This window comes from Vibrio sp. STUT-A16, assembly GCF_026000495.1.
Taxonomy (GTDB): Bacteria; Pseudomonadota; Gammaproteobacteria; order Enterobacterales; family Vibrionaceae; genus Vibrio; species Vibrio diabolicus.
The window spans coordinates 673,924-688,261 of sequence record NZ_AP026765.1 but is presented as its reverse complement, the minus strand read 5'-3'; the positions used below and the strand labels follow the sequence as shown (position 1 = coordinate 688,261).

Below are 14,338 nucleotides of genomic sequence, written 5' to 3'. Positions count from 1 at the left end.
GGTCTTTGACTAGAATATCGAATGCCCGCTTCAAGCGGGCATTTTTTATACTCCATTTTAAGCCGCGCGCCTTTCTCTCATGTCTCATTCCTGATGACATATAAAGCATTTCTTTAGTTACCTAGCATATTGAAAGGACTTGCGTATACTCAATCACATAACTCACCTTAGAAAGTATCATTATGCGTTTACGTTGGCCCTTGCTCATATTCTCTTCATTACTTTCTGCTTTTTCACAAGCGTACCCTCATCAAGAAGTGTTGCCGGAAGGCTCTCGCATCAGTTTAGTCGCGGAAAAACTCAGTGAGAATGCTGAACTTGACGGTGTTCATCCTACCGAACAACTGTTCCCACCAGCCAGTACATTAAAAATCGTCACAGCATTAGCGGCAAAGTTAGAGCTGGGTGATAACTTCCGCTTTCGAACCAAGCTAGAAGCGTCAAGCTCAGACGCAGTGATTTACTTTGTCGGCGATCCAACGCTCCAAACCAACGATTTAAAATCACTTCTTACCCTAGCCAAGAAAAATGGCTTAAAACGTATTGACGGTGACTTATGGCTCGATAACAGCGCATTCACTGGTTACAACCGTGCAGTGGGCTGGCCGTGGGATATCTTGGGAGTTTGCTACAGCGCTCCGGCATCGACCATCACACTCAATAACAACTGTGTGCAGGCTTCTATCTATACGCAAAAAGACGGTGGGACTCGAGTCTACGTACCTGAGCATCAACCTATTCGTGTAACAAGTACTGTCGAGACCGTTTCTAAAACGATTAAGAAAAGTCGTCATTGCGATTTAGGCTTAGTCGCAAACCCTGATAACAACTACAAGCTAACTGGATGCTTAGTTGAGAGGGAGAAACCATTGCCACTTAAATTTGCCATTCAAGATCCTGAACTTTATACCAGCCATAGATTGGCAGCTTTGCTTAAGCAGCTCAATATTGAGTTATCAGGAAAGATTAGGATCGGTTCGGCTCCGGAAAAACAGCGCAAGCTAATCGCCATGCATCAATCAGAGGCATTACCAGACATTCTGGAAGAGATGCTTAAAAACTCTGATAACTTGATTGCAGATACATTAACCAAAACACTTGGCGCTAAGTTTTTTGTTCAGTCAGGTAGCTTTGCCAACGGTACAGAGGCGATCAAGCAGATCATTTTCGCCAACACTGGTATTGATATTCGTAATGCGCGCCTGGAAGACGGCTCAGGACTTTCGCGAAACAACCGTATTTCCGCCACCAAAATGGCGGAAATTCTTCGTTATATTTGGAAGCACGAAGACGAGCTTAAACTGATCGCCATCATGCCGAAGTCAGGTGAGTCAGGCACACTAAAGTACCGACAAAGTATGCGAAAGTTGCCAATTAAAGGACAATTGATCGCCAAAAGCGGCTCCCTCTACGGAACTTACAACATGGCCGGATATGGCTTGGATAAAAATGGTCAACCTAATACCGTTTTTGTTCAGTTTGTTTCAGACTACTTCCCAGAAAAAAGGGACGATAACAAACCTGTCATCGCCCCTATTACACATTTTGAGCAGCTTTTTTACAATGATATTGTGAACTTTAGTCAGGCAATACCTAAGAAATAGTTCACCACGTTAAAGTAAATCCACATTCCTGAAATATCGACGATAGACGCAAGAACTGGACTCACCAATACGGCTGGGTCCAACTTGCAAGCTCGTGCAATAATTGGCAACAGCCCGCCCAATGTTGTAGAAATGGTGACTTGAATGAACAGCGCAACTGCTATTGCCAGTGCGATATCGGTAAGTTCAAAGCCCCCTGTTGATTGACCGGCACTAAATAACATAATGCGTCCAATCATCACGATAGCGATAGCTAACGCAATAAATAGAGCAACGCGGCTCTCTTTCCACAAAACTTCTAACCATTGGCGTTTTTTTAGCTCTCCAGTTGCAAGAGCACGAATCACCAAAGTTGCAGCTTGTGTTCCTGTATTACCACCAGCCGCAGCGATCACAGGCATGTACACCGCAAGCAAAACGAGCTGGCTAAGGGTGTCCTCATACTGAGCAATGATCAAACCCGACACAATCCCTAAAAGGGCCAGTGCAATGATCCACCCTATACGCTGCTTCACGTGCCCCAAAACACTAGTCGATAAATAACCATCAGGTGTATCAACTTCAGACATATGCAAACCCAATTGGTGAGCATAATGACGTGCGCGTTTGTCATGGCCTGCTTGCTCAAGTTGAGCAATAAGACTATTCACATAACCGACAGAGCAATGCTGTAAAATACCTACCGCCTCATCAATCGGCATGATCGTAAGCAAATGGACTTGTTGCTCTTGCTCATACTGCAAAAATGCATTGCGAGCTGCACCAATTTCTACTTCAGAAAAGTTTGGTGTTGTTTCAATAAAAGTGTTGTTCATTACCGTCATGGCGAATCTCCCGATTGGCATTGGTAACGACCATCGACAAGGCACGCAAAGTCAATCTTGCATACTTAAAGTCATACAACAATTAAGATGCACAGAGAAGACCAATGCGGATGCACTGTCTATTCAGAATGTATGAAGGAAATAACGAGAAGAAAATTAGAAAAGATGCCTCACCACTTAGGTAAGGCGGAGATCGCCAATACCGAAGCGGGTTATTTCGCTCCCTTGCTCTTACTCACCCAACGACTGGGAGGATGGTCGGTATTGTTCATGTAAATCTCCGATAACGCTGCCATTATTGGCAGCGTGAGTATAGTAGCAAAGTTCAACATGTTTGGAAGTTTTACTTTGTCTTTTTCGCTAAATTTTTATACAAAAAAAGCGCCCATCAGGCGCTTTCATTTGCAGCGATTATTGATTACTGAATAGTAATACGTGCAAATTTACGTTTGCCTACTTGGAACACGTAAGTACCCGCTTCTGGAGCAAATTTGCTGTCCGCAATTTTTTCACCATCCATCTTCACAGCGCCCTGCTTAACCATACGCATCGCATCTGACGATGATGAGCATAAGCCAGCTTCTTTCAACAGATTGCTCACTGGGCGACCTGCATCAAAATCAAATTCTGGCATTTCATCTGGAATTTGGTTCTTCGCAAAACGGTTTACGAATTCTTGCTCTGCCGCATCTGCATCAGCTTCACTGTGGAAACGAGCAATAATTTCTCTTGCTAGCAATACTTTGATGTCACGAGGGTTTTTGCCCGCTTCTACATCAGCTTTGAATTGAGCAATCTCTTCCAGAGGACGGAAAGATAGCAGCTCGTAGTAGCTCCACATTAGGTCATCCGAAATAGACATGATTTTACCAAACATTTCGCTTGGCGCTTCGCTGATACCGATGTAGTTGTTTGCTGACTTAGACATCTTCTTCTCGCCATCAAGGCCCACTAGAAGAGGCATCATCAGTACAACCTGTGGTTTTTGACCGTGAGACTTTTGCAGTTCACGACCCATTAGCAGGTTGAACTTCTGGTCAGTACCACCAAGCTCAACGTCAGTTTCCATTGCTACTGAGTCCCAACCTTGTAGAAGTGGGTACATGAACTCATGAATAGCAATTGGCTGACCACCCGCGTAACGCTTTTTAAAGTCATCACGCTCTAGCATACGAGCAACGGTTTGGTTTGCAGCAAGACGAATCATACCTTCTGCACCAAGCTCAGATAACCACTCAGAGTTGAACTGAATCTTAGTTTTTGCAGGGTCTAGAATTTTGAATACCTGCTCTTTGTAAGTTTCTGCATTACGCAATACATCTTCGCGGCTTAGCGGTGGACGTGTTGTGTTTTTACCTGTTGGGTCACCAACCATTGCAGTGAAGTCACCAATTAGGAACGTCACCTCATGACCTAGCTCTTGGAACAAGCGAAGCTTATTGAAAATAACCGTATGACCTAGGTGAATATCTGGAGCCGTAGGATCCGCACCCAATTTAATACGTAGAGGACGGTCTTCTTTTAGTTTTGCGATAAGCTCTTCTTCTGGAATCAGCTCTTCAACACCGCGCTTAATCTCGGCTAGTGCAGCTTCAATGCTCGCCATTCTTGTTCACTCCCACAGATTTGGCAAAAATATAATAGCTGAACATATTACTTGAATAGCGATGCATTTTGAAACACGTTAGACTAGGTAGTTGTGAATTTTTCCGTTTAATTTAGCAATCAAGTACCTCATGCATTCGATTTTTGTCCGACTTCCACTCTTGCACAAAGTATTGATCGGTTTTTTTAGTGCGCTGATTATCTTCGCGCTCTTCTTTTTACCTGATCCGCAAGACCTAGACCCACAACAGAGCCGATTAAAAGTTGGTCAACATTATCCTGTGCCAGTTTCCCTAGAACTCAGTGCACTAAACAGTTCGTCTCCAGCGTCCCCCGCTGTACTGCGTTGGGAAACGTACAAAGTGAAAAATGGTGAGAGTGCCGCCATCTTGTTTAGTCGCGTGGGGCTTTCTGCCCGTCTATTGCATGAGCTTGTCTCATCAGACAAAGAAGTGGAAAAGCAATTAACCCGACTTCGACCTGGCGATCGATTGCAATTCGGTTTTGATGAAAACAACGACTTAGTACAGTTAAGAAGAACATTAAGCGCATTCGAAACTTTTCGTATCACGTTAAAAGACGGCAAATACGTCTCAGAAGTCGATAAAAAAGAAGTCGACTTCCAGTACAACTACGCTGAAGCCACCATCAAATCAAACTTTTGGAATGCGGGAATCTCTTCAGGATTAAATGGCAACCAAATCATGGAACTGGCCGGCATATTTGGCTGGGATATCGACTTTGCTTTAGATATTCGTAAAAACGACAGCTTCCGAGTGCTTTACCAAGAGGAAGTGGTAGAAGGTGAAGTAATCGGCCGCGGAAAAATCATTGCTGCGATATTTAAAAACCAAGGCGATACCTTCACCGCAATACTGGATCAGAAAAGTGGCAAGTATTACGACGAAAATGGACGAGCAATGAAAAAAGCGTTCTTGCGCGCGCCGTTGGATTTCCGTCGAGTTTCGTCTAACTTCAACCCACGCCGCTTACACCCTGTAACGGGACGCGTTCGTCCTCATAGAGGCACGGACTATGCGGCACCAGTGGGCACCCCGATTTGGGCGGCTGGCGATGGTGTCGTTCAAAAATCGTCTTACAACAAATTTAATGGTAACTACGTTTTCATTAAACATAGCAATACTTACATTACCAAGTACCTGCACTTAACTAAACGTACAGTACGAGCTGGTCAACGCGTTAAGCAAGGTCAAACCATTGGTACGCTTGGCGGAACAGGTCGTGTAACAGGCCCTCACTTGCACTATGAGTTCCTTGTGAATGGTGTCCACAAAAACCCGCGTACGGTGAATTTGCCACAATCTAAATCCCTAACAGGCAAAGCAAGACAAACTTTCATGGCAAACGCAAAAATTAGCATGGACAAACTTGAGCGCTACAGCAAACTGTTAGCAATGAAGTAAATTGATGTATTGAAAAGGGCAGCTCAGCTGCCCTTTTTGTTTCTTTAATATCATTACGATGAAGCTTACTTTTCGGAGTGATGCTCTCTCCCGAGCATGAGCAAGCATGGTGTCAGAACCAGTGTTAGCAAAGTCGCAAACGCCAATCCACCCGCGACAGCCGTCGCAAGTTGAGACCACCATTGAGTGCTTGGCGCGCCAAATTCCACTTTTTGGTTAACTAAGTCGATGTTCATTTCTAGCACCATTGGCAATAAGCCTAGTATGGTGGTCACCGTCGTGAGTAAAACGGGTCTTAAACGCTGCACACCTGTGCGCAAAATAGCCTCAGATTTTTCTAAACCACGTTTACGCATCTGATTATAAGTATCGATTAAAACAATATTGTTGTTTACCACGATACCAGCCAACGCAATCACTCCAATTCCCGACATAATGATACCAAATGGCTTTTGGAAAATAAGCAACCCAGCGAAGACACCAACGGTAGAAAACAGCACTGCACTAAGGATTAAGAAAGCTTGATAAAAGCTATTAAACTGCGTAATTAAAATCAAAGCCATCACACCAAGCGCGACAATAAAAGCATTTTGCAAGAATGCTGATGAGTTTTCTTGCTCTTCATTTTGACCCCGAATCTTATATTCAATGCCTTCCGGTAAGTCGAGCTGTTCCATTCCAGCGGCAATCTTAGGTAACTCAAGCGCCAAATTGTAACCTTCCACCATATCCGCTTTAATATTGATAACTCGATGACCGTCGACCCGACGAATAGTGTCTTGCTTATGATCTGGTTTGATTTGAGCAAAATTCGTAATCGGTACCAGACCAGCTGCCGTTTTCACTCTCAGTTGATCAAATCGACCTATGTCGCGCTTATCTTGTGGATAGCGCACCAAAATATCGACTTCTTCATCCGCATCATCGGGCAAATAATCGCCTATTTTCAAACCGTTTGTAACAAACTGAACAGTATTCCCGACTAAGGTCGCATCCGCTGCAAAGCGAGAGGCGTCATCTCGCTGGATATCAATTTGCCAATCAATCCCTTCCTTATTAGTGGTATCACTCAAATTGGTCAGTGCAGGATTACCATCAGCCCAGTGTCGGACTTTTTTGGCCGCTTCATCTAACGCACTAACACTCAAGTTTCGTGATGACACTTCAATCACGAGATCATGCTCGACAGGCGGTCCTGCGTCCGGGAATTTATACTCAAGTTCAACACCATAAAAGCGATCTGTGGTCTCTTTTAGCTCTTCAATAATGGTTTTCACTTTGCGTCGATACTGCCAATCCACAGGCGTTATCTGAATCTGGCCGATTTCATCCCCATTATCACTTGAGCCTGTACGCGTGTAGACACTTTCAAACTCGTCATGACCGAGCATCACCTTCTCGATTTCGCGCATAACAACATCTTTTTCGTGAATAGACAGGTCACCATAAGAACGAACTTTAACGGTAAAAAAGGCAGGGTCCACTTCAGGGAAAAACTCTGCACCCAAGCCAGCTTTGTTGTAAGTGAAGCCGACACCTGCCGCTAGCAGTATCGCGCTGAGTAAGACTTTCCATGGATGACGAATCGCTACCGACAGAGTCTGGTAATAAAGCTTGGTAATGCCTGTCGCTTTTTCAAAGTTGCCGTTATGCAGCTCAACCATTTCTCGCTGAGCTTTCTGATTGACTACTTGAGGCTTGCCAATGATCCCACCGATGACAGGAACGAACAGCAAAGCCATCATCAGCGAAGCGGCCAAGGTAGCAATTAAAGTAAGTGGTAAGTACTTCATGAACTCACCGGTGATGTCTGGCCAGAAAAGTAACGGAGCAAACGCAGCCAATGTGGTTGCAGTGGATGCGGTAATTGGCCATGCCATCCGCTTTGCTGCATCTCGATAGGCTTCTTTACGTGGCGTACCTTCTTGCATGCGCCTGTCAGCAAACTCTGTCACCACAATGGCACCATCCACCAACATGCCTACCGCCATAATTAAAGCAAACAGAACGACGATATTGACCGTCAGCCCAAATACCGATAACACCAACAACCCAGTCAAGAACGATCCTGGAATAGAAATCCCCACGAGAAGCGCGGTCCTAACCCCCAATATGGCGATAATGACGATCACAACGAGGATAATTGCGGATAAGATATTGTTTTGTAGATCACTGAGCATCAATTTGACATCGTCGGATTGATCCCAAGTGTATTTAACTTGCAAATTACTTGGCCACTCCGCTCGCAGTTGTCCTTGAGCAATCACCTCTTTGACTAACGCTACGGTTTCAATAATGTTCTCGCCCGCACGCTTTTTCACGTCAAGCACAATGGCAGGCTCACCATCTAAACGAGCAAAACTTTCAGGGTCGCGAAATGCACGTCGTACTGTCGCCACATCGCCAAAAGTGATCACCTCTTTGCCATTCACCTTGATCGGTAGTTCAAGCACATCTTTCAGTGAATCAAAAACCGATGGGACTTTTACCGAAAAGCGTCCATACCCAGTATCGACAAACCCCGCTGCCACAACCCGGTTATTCAAGGCGATTAAATTATAGATATCCGCTTGATCGAGACCGTAGCTTTCCATTAATAGTGGATCGACAACTATCTCCACGATGTCTTCGCGATCTCCTGCGATTTCAACCTCAAGAATCTGACGGAAACTTTCCAAGCGATCACGTAACATTCTAGCAATCTGAACAATGGTTCGCTCTGGTACGGTGCCATAGAGCACAACGGTCAAAACAGGCTCTTCAGATGCAAACGTGACTTCGTTTACCGTTGGCTCATCACTGTCCTCTGGTAATTTTGGCTTCGCAAGGTCAACGGCGTCTCGGACATCTGCCATCGCTTTATCAAGATCCACTCCAACACTAAATTCCAGCGTCACCGAAGCATGACCTTCTGATGCTACAGAGGTCATCTCTTTTACGCCTTCAATAGAGCGCAACTCTTGCTCTATTGGGCGAACTAATAAACGCTCGGCATCGACGGGAGAAATGCCTTGATGTCCAACGGAAACGTAGATAATAGGAATGGTAATATCAGGGCTCGATTCCTTGGGGATCGTGACGTACGTAATGACACCGGCAATTAAAATCATCACTAATAATGTCAGCATGGTGCGAGCGCGGGATAACGCAGCATCAATCAGAGTGTACATAAGTGCTCCTTACTGCTCACTAGCCGCTTCAACAACTACGTCATCAACTTTGTTGGCCAGTACCTGATCGCCATCGCGTACAAAACCTTGCCCCAGCACGATAATATCGGCTCGCTCTCCTAACCCAGAGAGCCAAACACCATCATCCTCGGCCTTAACGAGCTGAATCGGAACAAATTCCACATGCTCATTACGCAGTGTTTTAACACCTAAATTACCTTCTTCATCGAGTGCTAGCATTGCAGCCGTAATCTTTACCGCTAACACTTCACTCAACGGCAACTGTACTTCAGCACTCATACCGGCCGGAATTCTTGCGTCTTGGTTATCAATTTCGATTTCAATTGGAAAGGTGTTAGTAGAAGCAGAAGAAACACGCCCAATGTAGCGTACCCGACCTTGATAATGCTGTTGGTTAATGGTTCTTACATCGGCTTGTAGGCCTTCCTTAAGGTATTGTATATGCCGCTCACTGACATCGGCTTCAATCACCAAAGTGTCCAAATCAATGACCGTCGCAATAGGATCGCCAATCCCTACAAAGTCGCCTAACTCAACAAAGTGGTGATCAACAATGCCATCGAATGGTGCTTTCACCTCGGTATTTCTTAATGCCGTTTGCACGTTGCTCAAATTCGCTCGAGCATCCACCAATGCCGCTTGTGCTGTCGCAAACGCAACTTCGCCCTGTAGTCCGCGACTTTTTAGCGATTTAGCTGCATTAAACTCTTTCTCTTTAACCAACAGCATCGCCTGAGCCCGCTTGAGCTGAATACCAAGATCGCGCTTGTCGATGCTTGCGATCACTTGCCCCTGCTTGACTGTTTGACCTTTTTCTATATTGAGGCTGACTATTTTACCGGCGACTTCAGCGCCAAGGCGCGCTTGACGATTGGGTGCAGTCCGCCCATACAGTTCGATGGTTTTACTTGTGGGTTCAGCAATAAAGGTGTCGAACATCACCTTTGCAAGTGGCGTGGTGTTCGTTGAAGAGGATGAAGAATTGAGATTATCATCTTGTGCTTTCAGTTGACCGATTGCCAACCATGCAACAAGAAGCAATATGAGGATAAGAGATACTAGCCACGGGCGCTCGACAATGCGACGTCCGAAAGACGATCCAGACATATAAAGTCCTTTTTATTATTTCTCTGCATATTCTGCGAGAGCGACTTTACGTGACATCCTTCTACGTAAAGTTCAGGCAGCCACTGGCTGCCTGATTGGTGTTAATTACACACTGAACGATGCACCACAACCACATGTTGTCGTTGCATTTGGGTTGTTTACAAAGAAGCGCGCTCCTTCTAACCCTTCTGTGTAGTCAACAATGCCGCCAACGAGATATTGCAGACTCATAGGGTCTACAACCAGTGTTACACCACTGTTTACGATTGTCGTATCGCCTTCGTTTACATTTTCATCAAAAGTAAAGCCGTATTGGAAGCCGCTACAGCCGCCACCAGTAATGTATACGCGCAGTTTCAATGCTGGGTTTTCTTCTTCAGCAATCAATGCTTTAACGCGAGATGCTGCTGCGTCAGAAAAAGATAATGGTACGTTTACTTCGCTCACGAAGACCTCTCTCACTCGTGTAATGCGTCAAGCCTGAAGCAAGACGTCAAATTTGTGCTAATTGAGACGATTATCCAATACCTGACAAACTCGTTCAAGTATTCACCGCCGATTCTTTATAACAGATGCGGATATATAAGATTACACTGCGAAACAACACATAAATTAAGCAAAACGTTTCTAACTTGATTATAGCTAGGTACAATGCGCTCCACTTGGTCCGAGCAATCAAAAGAGGATAACCCCATGACCAAATCATCAGAGCTGTATCAAAAAGCTCAGCAAACCATCCCTGGCGGTGTCAATTCACCAGTTCGTGCATTCAACGGCGTTGGCGGCTCTCCGCTATTTATCGAACGAGCAGACGGTCCACTGATTTTTGATGCCGATGGTAAAGCGTACATTGATTACGTTGGCTCTTGGGGTCCAATGATTCTTGGCCACAACCACGCGGTTATCCGCGAAGCCGTCATTGACGCAGCGCAACGTGGCCTCAGCTTCGGTGCGCCAACAGAACTTGAAATCGCGATGGCAGAGTTAGTTTCTGAACTTGTTCCATCAATGGAGCAAATCCGCATGGTAAGTTCTGGTACCGAAGCGACTATGAGCGCGATTCGCCTTGCACGTGGCTTCACTGGTCGCGACAAGATCATGAAGTTTGAAGGTTGTTACCACGGCCACGCTGACAGCTTGCTAGTCAAAGCGGGCTCTGGCGCATTGACCCTTGGTCAACCAAGCTCTCCTGGCGTTCCTGCAGATTTTGCTAAGCACACACTAACAGCAACATTCAACGACCTAGATTCTGTACGCGAGCTATTCGCTGCTAACAAAGGCGAAATCGCTTGTATCATCGTTGAGCCAGTTGCAGGCAACATGAACTGTATTCCACCAGTGGAAGGCTTCCACGAAGGTCTACGTGAAATCTGTGATCAAGAAGGCGCGCTACTAATTTTTGATGAAGTTATGACAGGCTTCCGTGTGGCACTTGGTGGCGCACAAGCGCACTACAACATCAAGCCAGACCTAACGACACTGGGTAAAGTGATCGGTGGTGGTATGCCAGTGGGTGCTTTCGGTGGTCGTAAAGAAGTAATGCAATACGTTGCGCCAACGGGTCCGGTTTACCAAGCGGGTACGCTTTCTGGCAACCCTGTCGCAATGGCTGCAGGCTATGCATGTTTGAACCTTCTAAAAGAAGAAGGCAACGAAAAGCGCCTAGCTTCAAAAACCAAACAACTAGCAGATGGCTTTAAGTCTCTAGCAGAGAAACACGGTATTCCTCTGGTTGTGAACCAAGTGGGCGGCATGTTCGGCTTCTTCTTCACTGACCAAGAAAAAGTGACTTGCTACGAAGACGTAACGAAGTGCGATGTGGAACGCTTCAAGCGCTTCTTCCACTTAATGCTCAAACACGGTGTCTACCTAGCGCCTTCAGCGTTCGAAGCGAGCTTTACTTCCCTTGCTCACGGTTCTAAAGAAATCGATGCCACGCTAGAAGCGGCTGACCGCTGTTTTGCAACTCTTGCAGAAGAAGCAAAATAATCGCTTAAAAGCTGCGATAACTAATTTAAAAAAGGACCATCACGGTCCTTTTTTATTGCCAATTCAATATAACCAATACTGCTAAAACACCAATAACAATGCCAAACCACGGTATTCGTTTGGCTTTTTTCTCGGTTTGACACTTTTTATCACCGTTGCAACAACCCATAGTTCATCTCTTGATTGATAACCGACTGATTTGTGGTCATTATAACAAGGTATATTGCTCTGCTCTAATTCGGCATTGTCATAAGCTTGAAAGAGTTAAGAGTGCAAAGTAATAAAGGTTCAACGCCACCTTTGAAGGCGCAAACCGTAAACGTCACCTGTAAGTTGGACTAATCTCATGCCAAATAATGTAAAAATAACGTCGAGTCACCGAGTGCTAATGGTCGCTTTGCTCGCCGCTGCTTTTGCTTGCTACTTATTGGTTGAGCCATACATCAATTCCATTGTGATGGCTTTTATCATTTCTTTGCTCATGTTTCCGGTACACGAATGGTTTGAGCGAAAAATTCCCAAGCACCCCAATATGGCCGCACTGCTGTCATGTGTCGTCTTGACGTTTATTATCGTTATCCCACTGCTATTTGTGTTTGCAGCCATTGTTCAACAAGGCTCTGTTTTTTCACAAAATACGTACAACTGGGTCACTAATGGCGGCATCCAAGATATATTTCAACACCCTTTTGTTATCAAAGGTTTAGCTATAGTTAATGAGTACTTACCTTTCGATAAAATCGAGCCCAAAGCCATTGCTGAGAAAATTGGTCAATTTGCTACATCGTTTGGCTCTAACTTAGTTGCTATCAGCGCAAAGATTTTAGGAGACGCCACCAACTTCCTAATGAACTTCTTCCTCATGCTGTTTGTGCTGTTTTTTCTACTTCGTGATCACGACAAAATTATCTCTGCGATTCGTCATATTCTGCCACTCTCACGTAGCCAGGAAGACCGTATATTGACAGAGATAGAGCAGGTTTCTAAATCAGCCGTGATGGGCTCATTCCTAACGGCTATTGCTCAGGGTCTGGCTGGCGGTATCGGTATGTGGCTCGCTGGCTTCCCTGGGTTATTTTGGGGAACGATGATGGGCTTTGCATCATTCATTCCAGTGGTCGGAACCGCACTAATCTGGATTCCTGCAGCGGCCTACTTGTTCTTAACAGGCGATATGACTTGGGCTATCTTCTTGACGGTGTGGAGTGTGGTCGTCGTTGGTTCTATTGATAACCTGTTGCGTCCGCTGCTAATGCAAGGCAGCGCAGGCATGAACACCTTAATGATTTTCTTCTCGTTACTGGGTGGTCTGCATTTATTTGGATTGATCGGCCTGATTTACGGTCCACTGATTTTTGCCGTGACAATGGTACTGTTTAATATCTACGAAGAAGAATTCAAAGACTTCCTCAACCAGCAAGACAACAGCTAGTCACAGCTTAATCACTTCAAGCTTGGGGCAGATTGTGCGAAAATCTGCCCCAATTATTTCTGATGAACCCAATTTATGTCTGCTTATATCGCTCCTAGCCAAATCGCTCAGCGTCAGCTCGAGTACTTCAACGGAAAACATGTTTTAGTTGCAGGTGAAGTCGAAGATCTCTTTCCACTTGAACTGACCAAACACTGTGAATCTGTGGAAGTCTTCACTTCAAACTACAGCTTCTACCGTCAAATTCGCACTCATCACAAGGTTAAAAGCCATTTTGGTTCTGAGTTTAATACTGAGACACAAGCAGACATGGTGCTTTTGTACTGGCCTAAAGCCAAAGCCGAAGCCGAATACCTTCTGGCGATGTTGATGGCGAAACTAGGCGTGAACACTGAAATTGTAGTGGTTGGCGAAAACCGCTCAGGTGTTAAAAGCATCGAGAAGATGTTCAAAGAGTATGGCCCGGTCAATAAATACGATTCCGCTCGTCGCTGTTCATTTTACTGGGGCACTTGCCTCAATGAACCAAAGCCGTTCAATCAAGCAGACTGGTTTAAAACCTATACGGTCACACTTGGTGAGCAATCACTGACTGTTAAGAGCTTGCCTGGAGTATTCAGTCATGGCGAATTCGATTTAGGTAGCCGCCTATTACTCGAAACCTTACCTACTCTATCAGGTAAAGTCCTCGACTTTGGGTGTGGTGCTGGGGTGTTAGGTGCTTTCATGGCAAAAGCCAATCCAGAAATTGCGATTGAGATGTGTGACATTAACGCGTATGCCATCACATCGAGTCAAGCCACACTAAAAGCCAATGGATTAACCGGCCATGTATTCGCCTCTGATATTTACTCAGACACTGCCGACGATTATCGTTTTATCATCAGTAACCCACCTTTCCACAGTGGTTTAGATACGAACTACAACGCAGCAGAAACACTATTGGGTCAGGCTCCAAAGTATCTCGATAACCATGGTGAAATGATCATTGTCGCGAATAGCTTCTTAAAATATCCACCAATTATTGAGCGAGCGTTTAATAATTGCGAGACGCTAAATAAGACCAATAAGTTTTCTATCTACTACGCGAAAAAGTCATAATCTTCCCTCGCGCAGGTACAAACCTGCGCGATTTTTTCTCAAAAACTCAACACTCATAAGA

10 protein-coding genes are annotated in these 14,338 nt (G+C 45.1%); 5 read left to right on the top strand and 5 right to left on the bottom strand.

What is annotated here, in order from left to right; all coding sequences use genetic code 11:
• Positions 1 to 182 precede the first annotated feature (182 nt).
• Positions 183 to 1,604, top strand: coding sequence for a serine-type D-Ala-D-Ala carboxypeptidase (dacB, locus tag OO778_RS03245; RefSeq protein WP_104969760.1), 1,422 nt, complete (start codon positions 183 to 185; stop codon positions 1,602 to 1,604).
• Here dacB and OO778_RS03240 read toward each other — a convergent pair.
• Together OO778_RS03240 and tyrS are read right to left on the bottom strand one after the other, a co-directional pair.
• Positions 1,583 to 2,428, bottom strand: a complete 846-nt coding sequence (locus OO778_RS03240; protein WP_192943656.1) for a magnesium transporter — start codon at positions 2,426 to 2,428, stop codon at positions 1,583 to 1,585. The genes dacB and OO778_RS03240 overlap by 22 nt on opposite strands.
• Before the next feature lie 418 nt (positions 2,429 to 2,846).
• Positions 2,847 to 4,034, bottom strand: a complete 1,188-nt coding sequence (gene tyrS / locus OO778_RS03235) for a tyrosine--tRNA ligase (RefSeq protein ID WP_104969762.1) — start codon at positions 4,032 to 4,034, stop codon at positions 2,847 to 2,849.
• Between the two features lie 130 nt (positions 4,035 to 4,164).
• Between tyrS and OO778_RS03230 the strand changes: the two genes are divergently transcribed.
• On the top strand, positions 4,165 to 5,457 hold the full coding sequence (locus tag OO778_RS03230; RefSeq protein WP_046875053.1) for a peptidoglycan DD-metalloendopeptidase family protein: 1,293 nt from the start codon (positions 4,165 to 4,167) through the stop codon (positions 5,455 to 5,457).
• 65 nt (positions 5,458 to 5,522) lie between these two features.
• Here the strand turns inward: OO778_RS03230 and vmeK are convergent, their stop codons facing one another.
• From vmeK to erpA, 3 genes are all read right to left on the bottom strand, one after another.
• Complete coding sequence (vmeK, locus tag OO778_RS03225; protein ID WP_074191760.1) at positions 5,523 to 8,627, bottom strand: multidrug efflux RND transporter permease subunit VmeK; 3,105 nt, start codon at positions 8,625 to 8,627, stop codon at positions 5,523 to 5,525.
• A 9-nt stretch (positions 8,628 to 8,636) separates the two neighbouring features.
• The gene (locus OO778_RS03220) at positions 8,637 to 9,755 is read right to left on the bottom strand and encodes an efflux RND transporter periplasmic adaptor subunit (RefSeq protein WP_046875055.1); all 1,119 of its coding nucleotides are present in this window, start codon (positions 9,753 to 9,755) and stop codon (positions 8,637 to 8,639) included.
• A gap of 105 nt (positions 9,756 to 9,860) precedes the next feature.
• Complete coding sequence (erpA, locus tag OO778_RS03215; protein WP_005380031.1) at positions 9,861 to 10,202, bottom strand: iron-sulfur cluster insertion protein ErpA; 342 nt, start codon at positions 10,200 to 10,202, stop codon at positions 9,861 to 9,863.
• A gap of 246 nt (positions 10,203 to 10,448) precedes the next feature.
• Here erpA and hemL point away from each other — a divergent pair, with 246 nt between their 5' ends.
• The 3 genes from hemL to rsmC all read left to right on the top strand — a co-directional run bounded on the left by hemL (position 10,449) and on the right by rsmC (position 14,277).
• Positions 10,449 to 11,744, top strand: a complete 1,296-nt coding sequence (hemL, locus tag OO778_RS03210; RefSeq protein ID WP_012841437.1) for a glutamate-1-semialdehyde 2,1-aminomutase — start codon at positions 10,449 to 10,451, stop codon at positions 11,742 to 11,744.
• A gap of 346 nt (positions 11,745 to 12,090) precedes the next feature.
• The gene (locus OO778_RS03205; RefSeq protein ID WP_006743285.1) at positions 12,091 to 13,176 is read left to right on the top strand and encodes an AI-2E family transporter; all 1,086 of its coding nucleotides are present in this window, start codon (positions 12,091 to 12,093) and stop codon (positions 13,174 to 13,176) included.
• Positions 13,177 to 13,251: 75 nt separating this feature from the next.
• Entirely contained in the window at positions 13,252 to 14,277 is a 1,026-nt protein-coding gene (rsmC, locus tag OO778_RS03200) for a 16S rRNA (guanine(1207)-N(2))-methyltransferase RsmC (RefSeq protein WP_085342663.1), read from the top strand.
• The last annotated feature ends 61 nt before the right edge of the window (positions 14,278 to 14,338 follow it).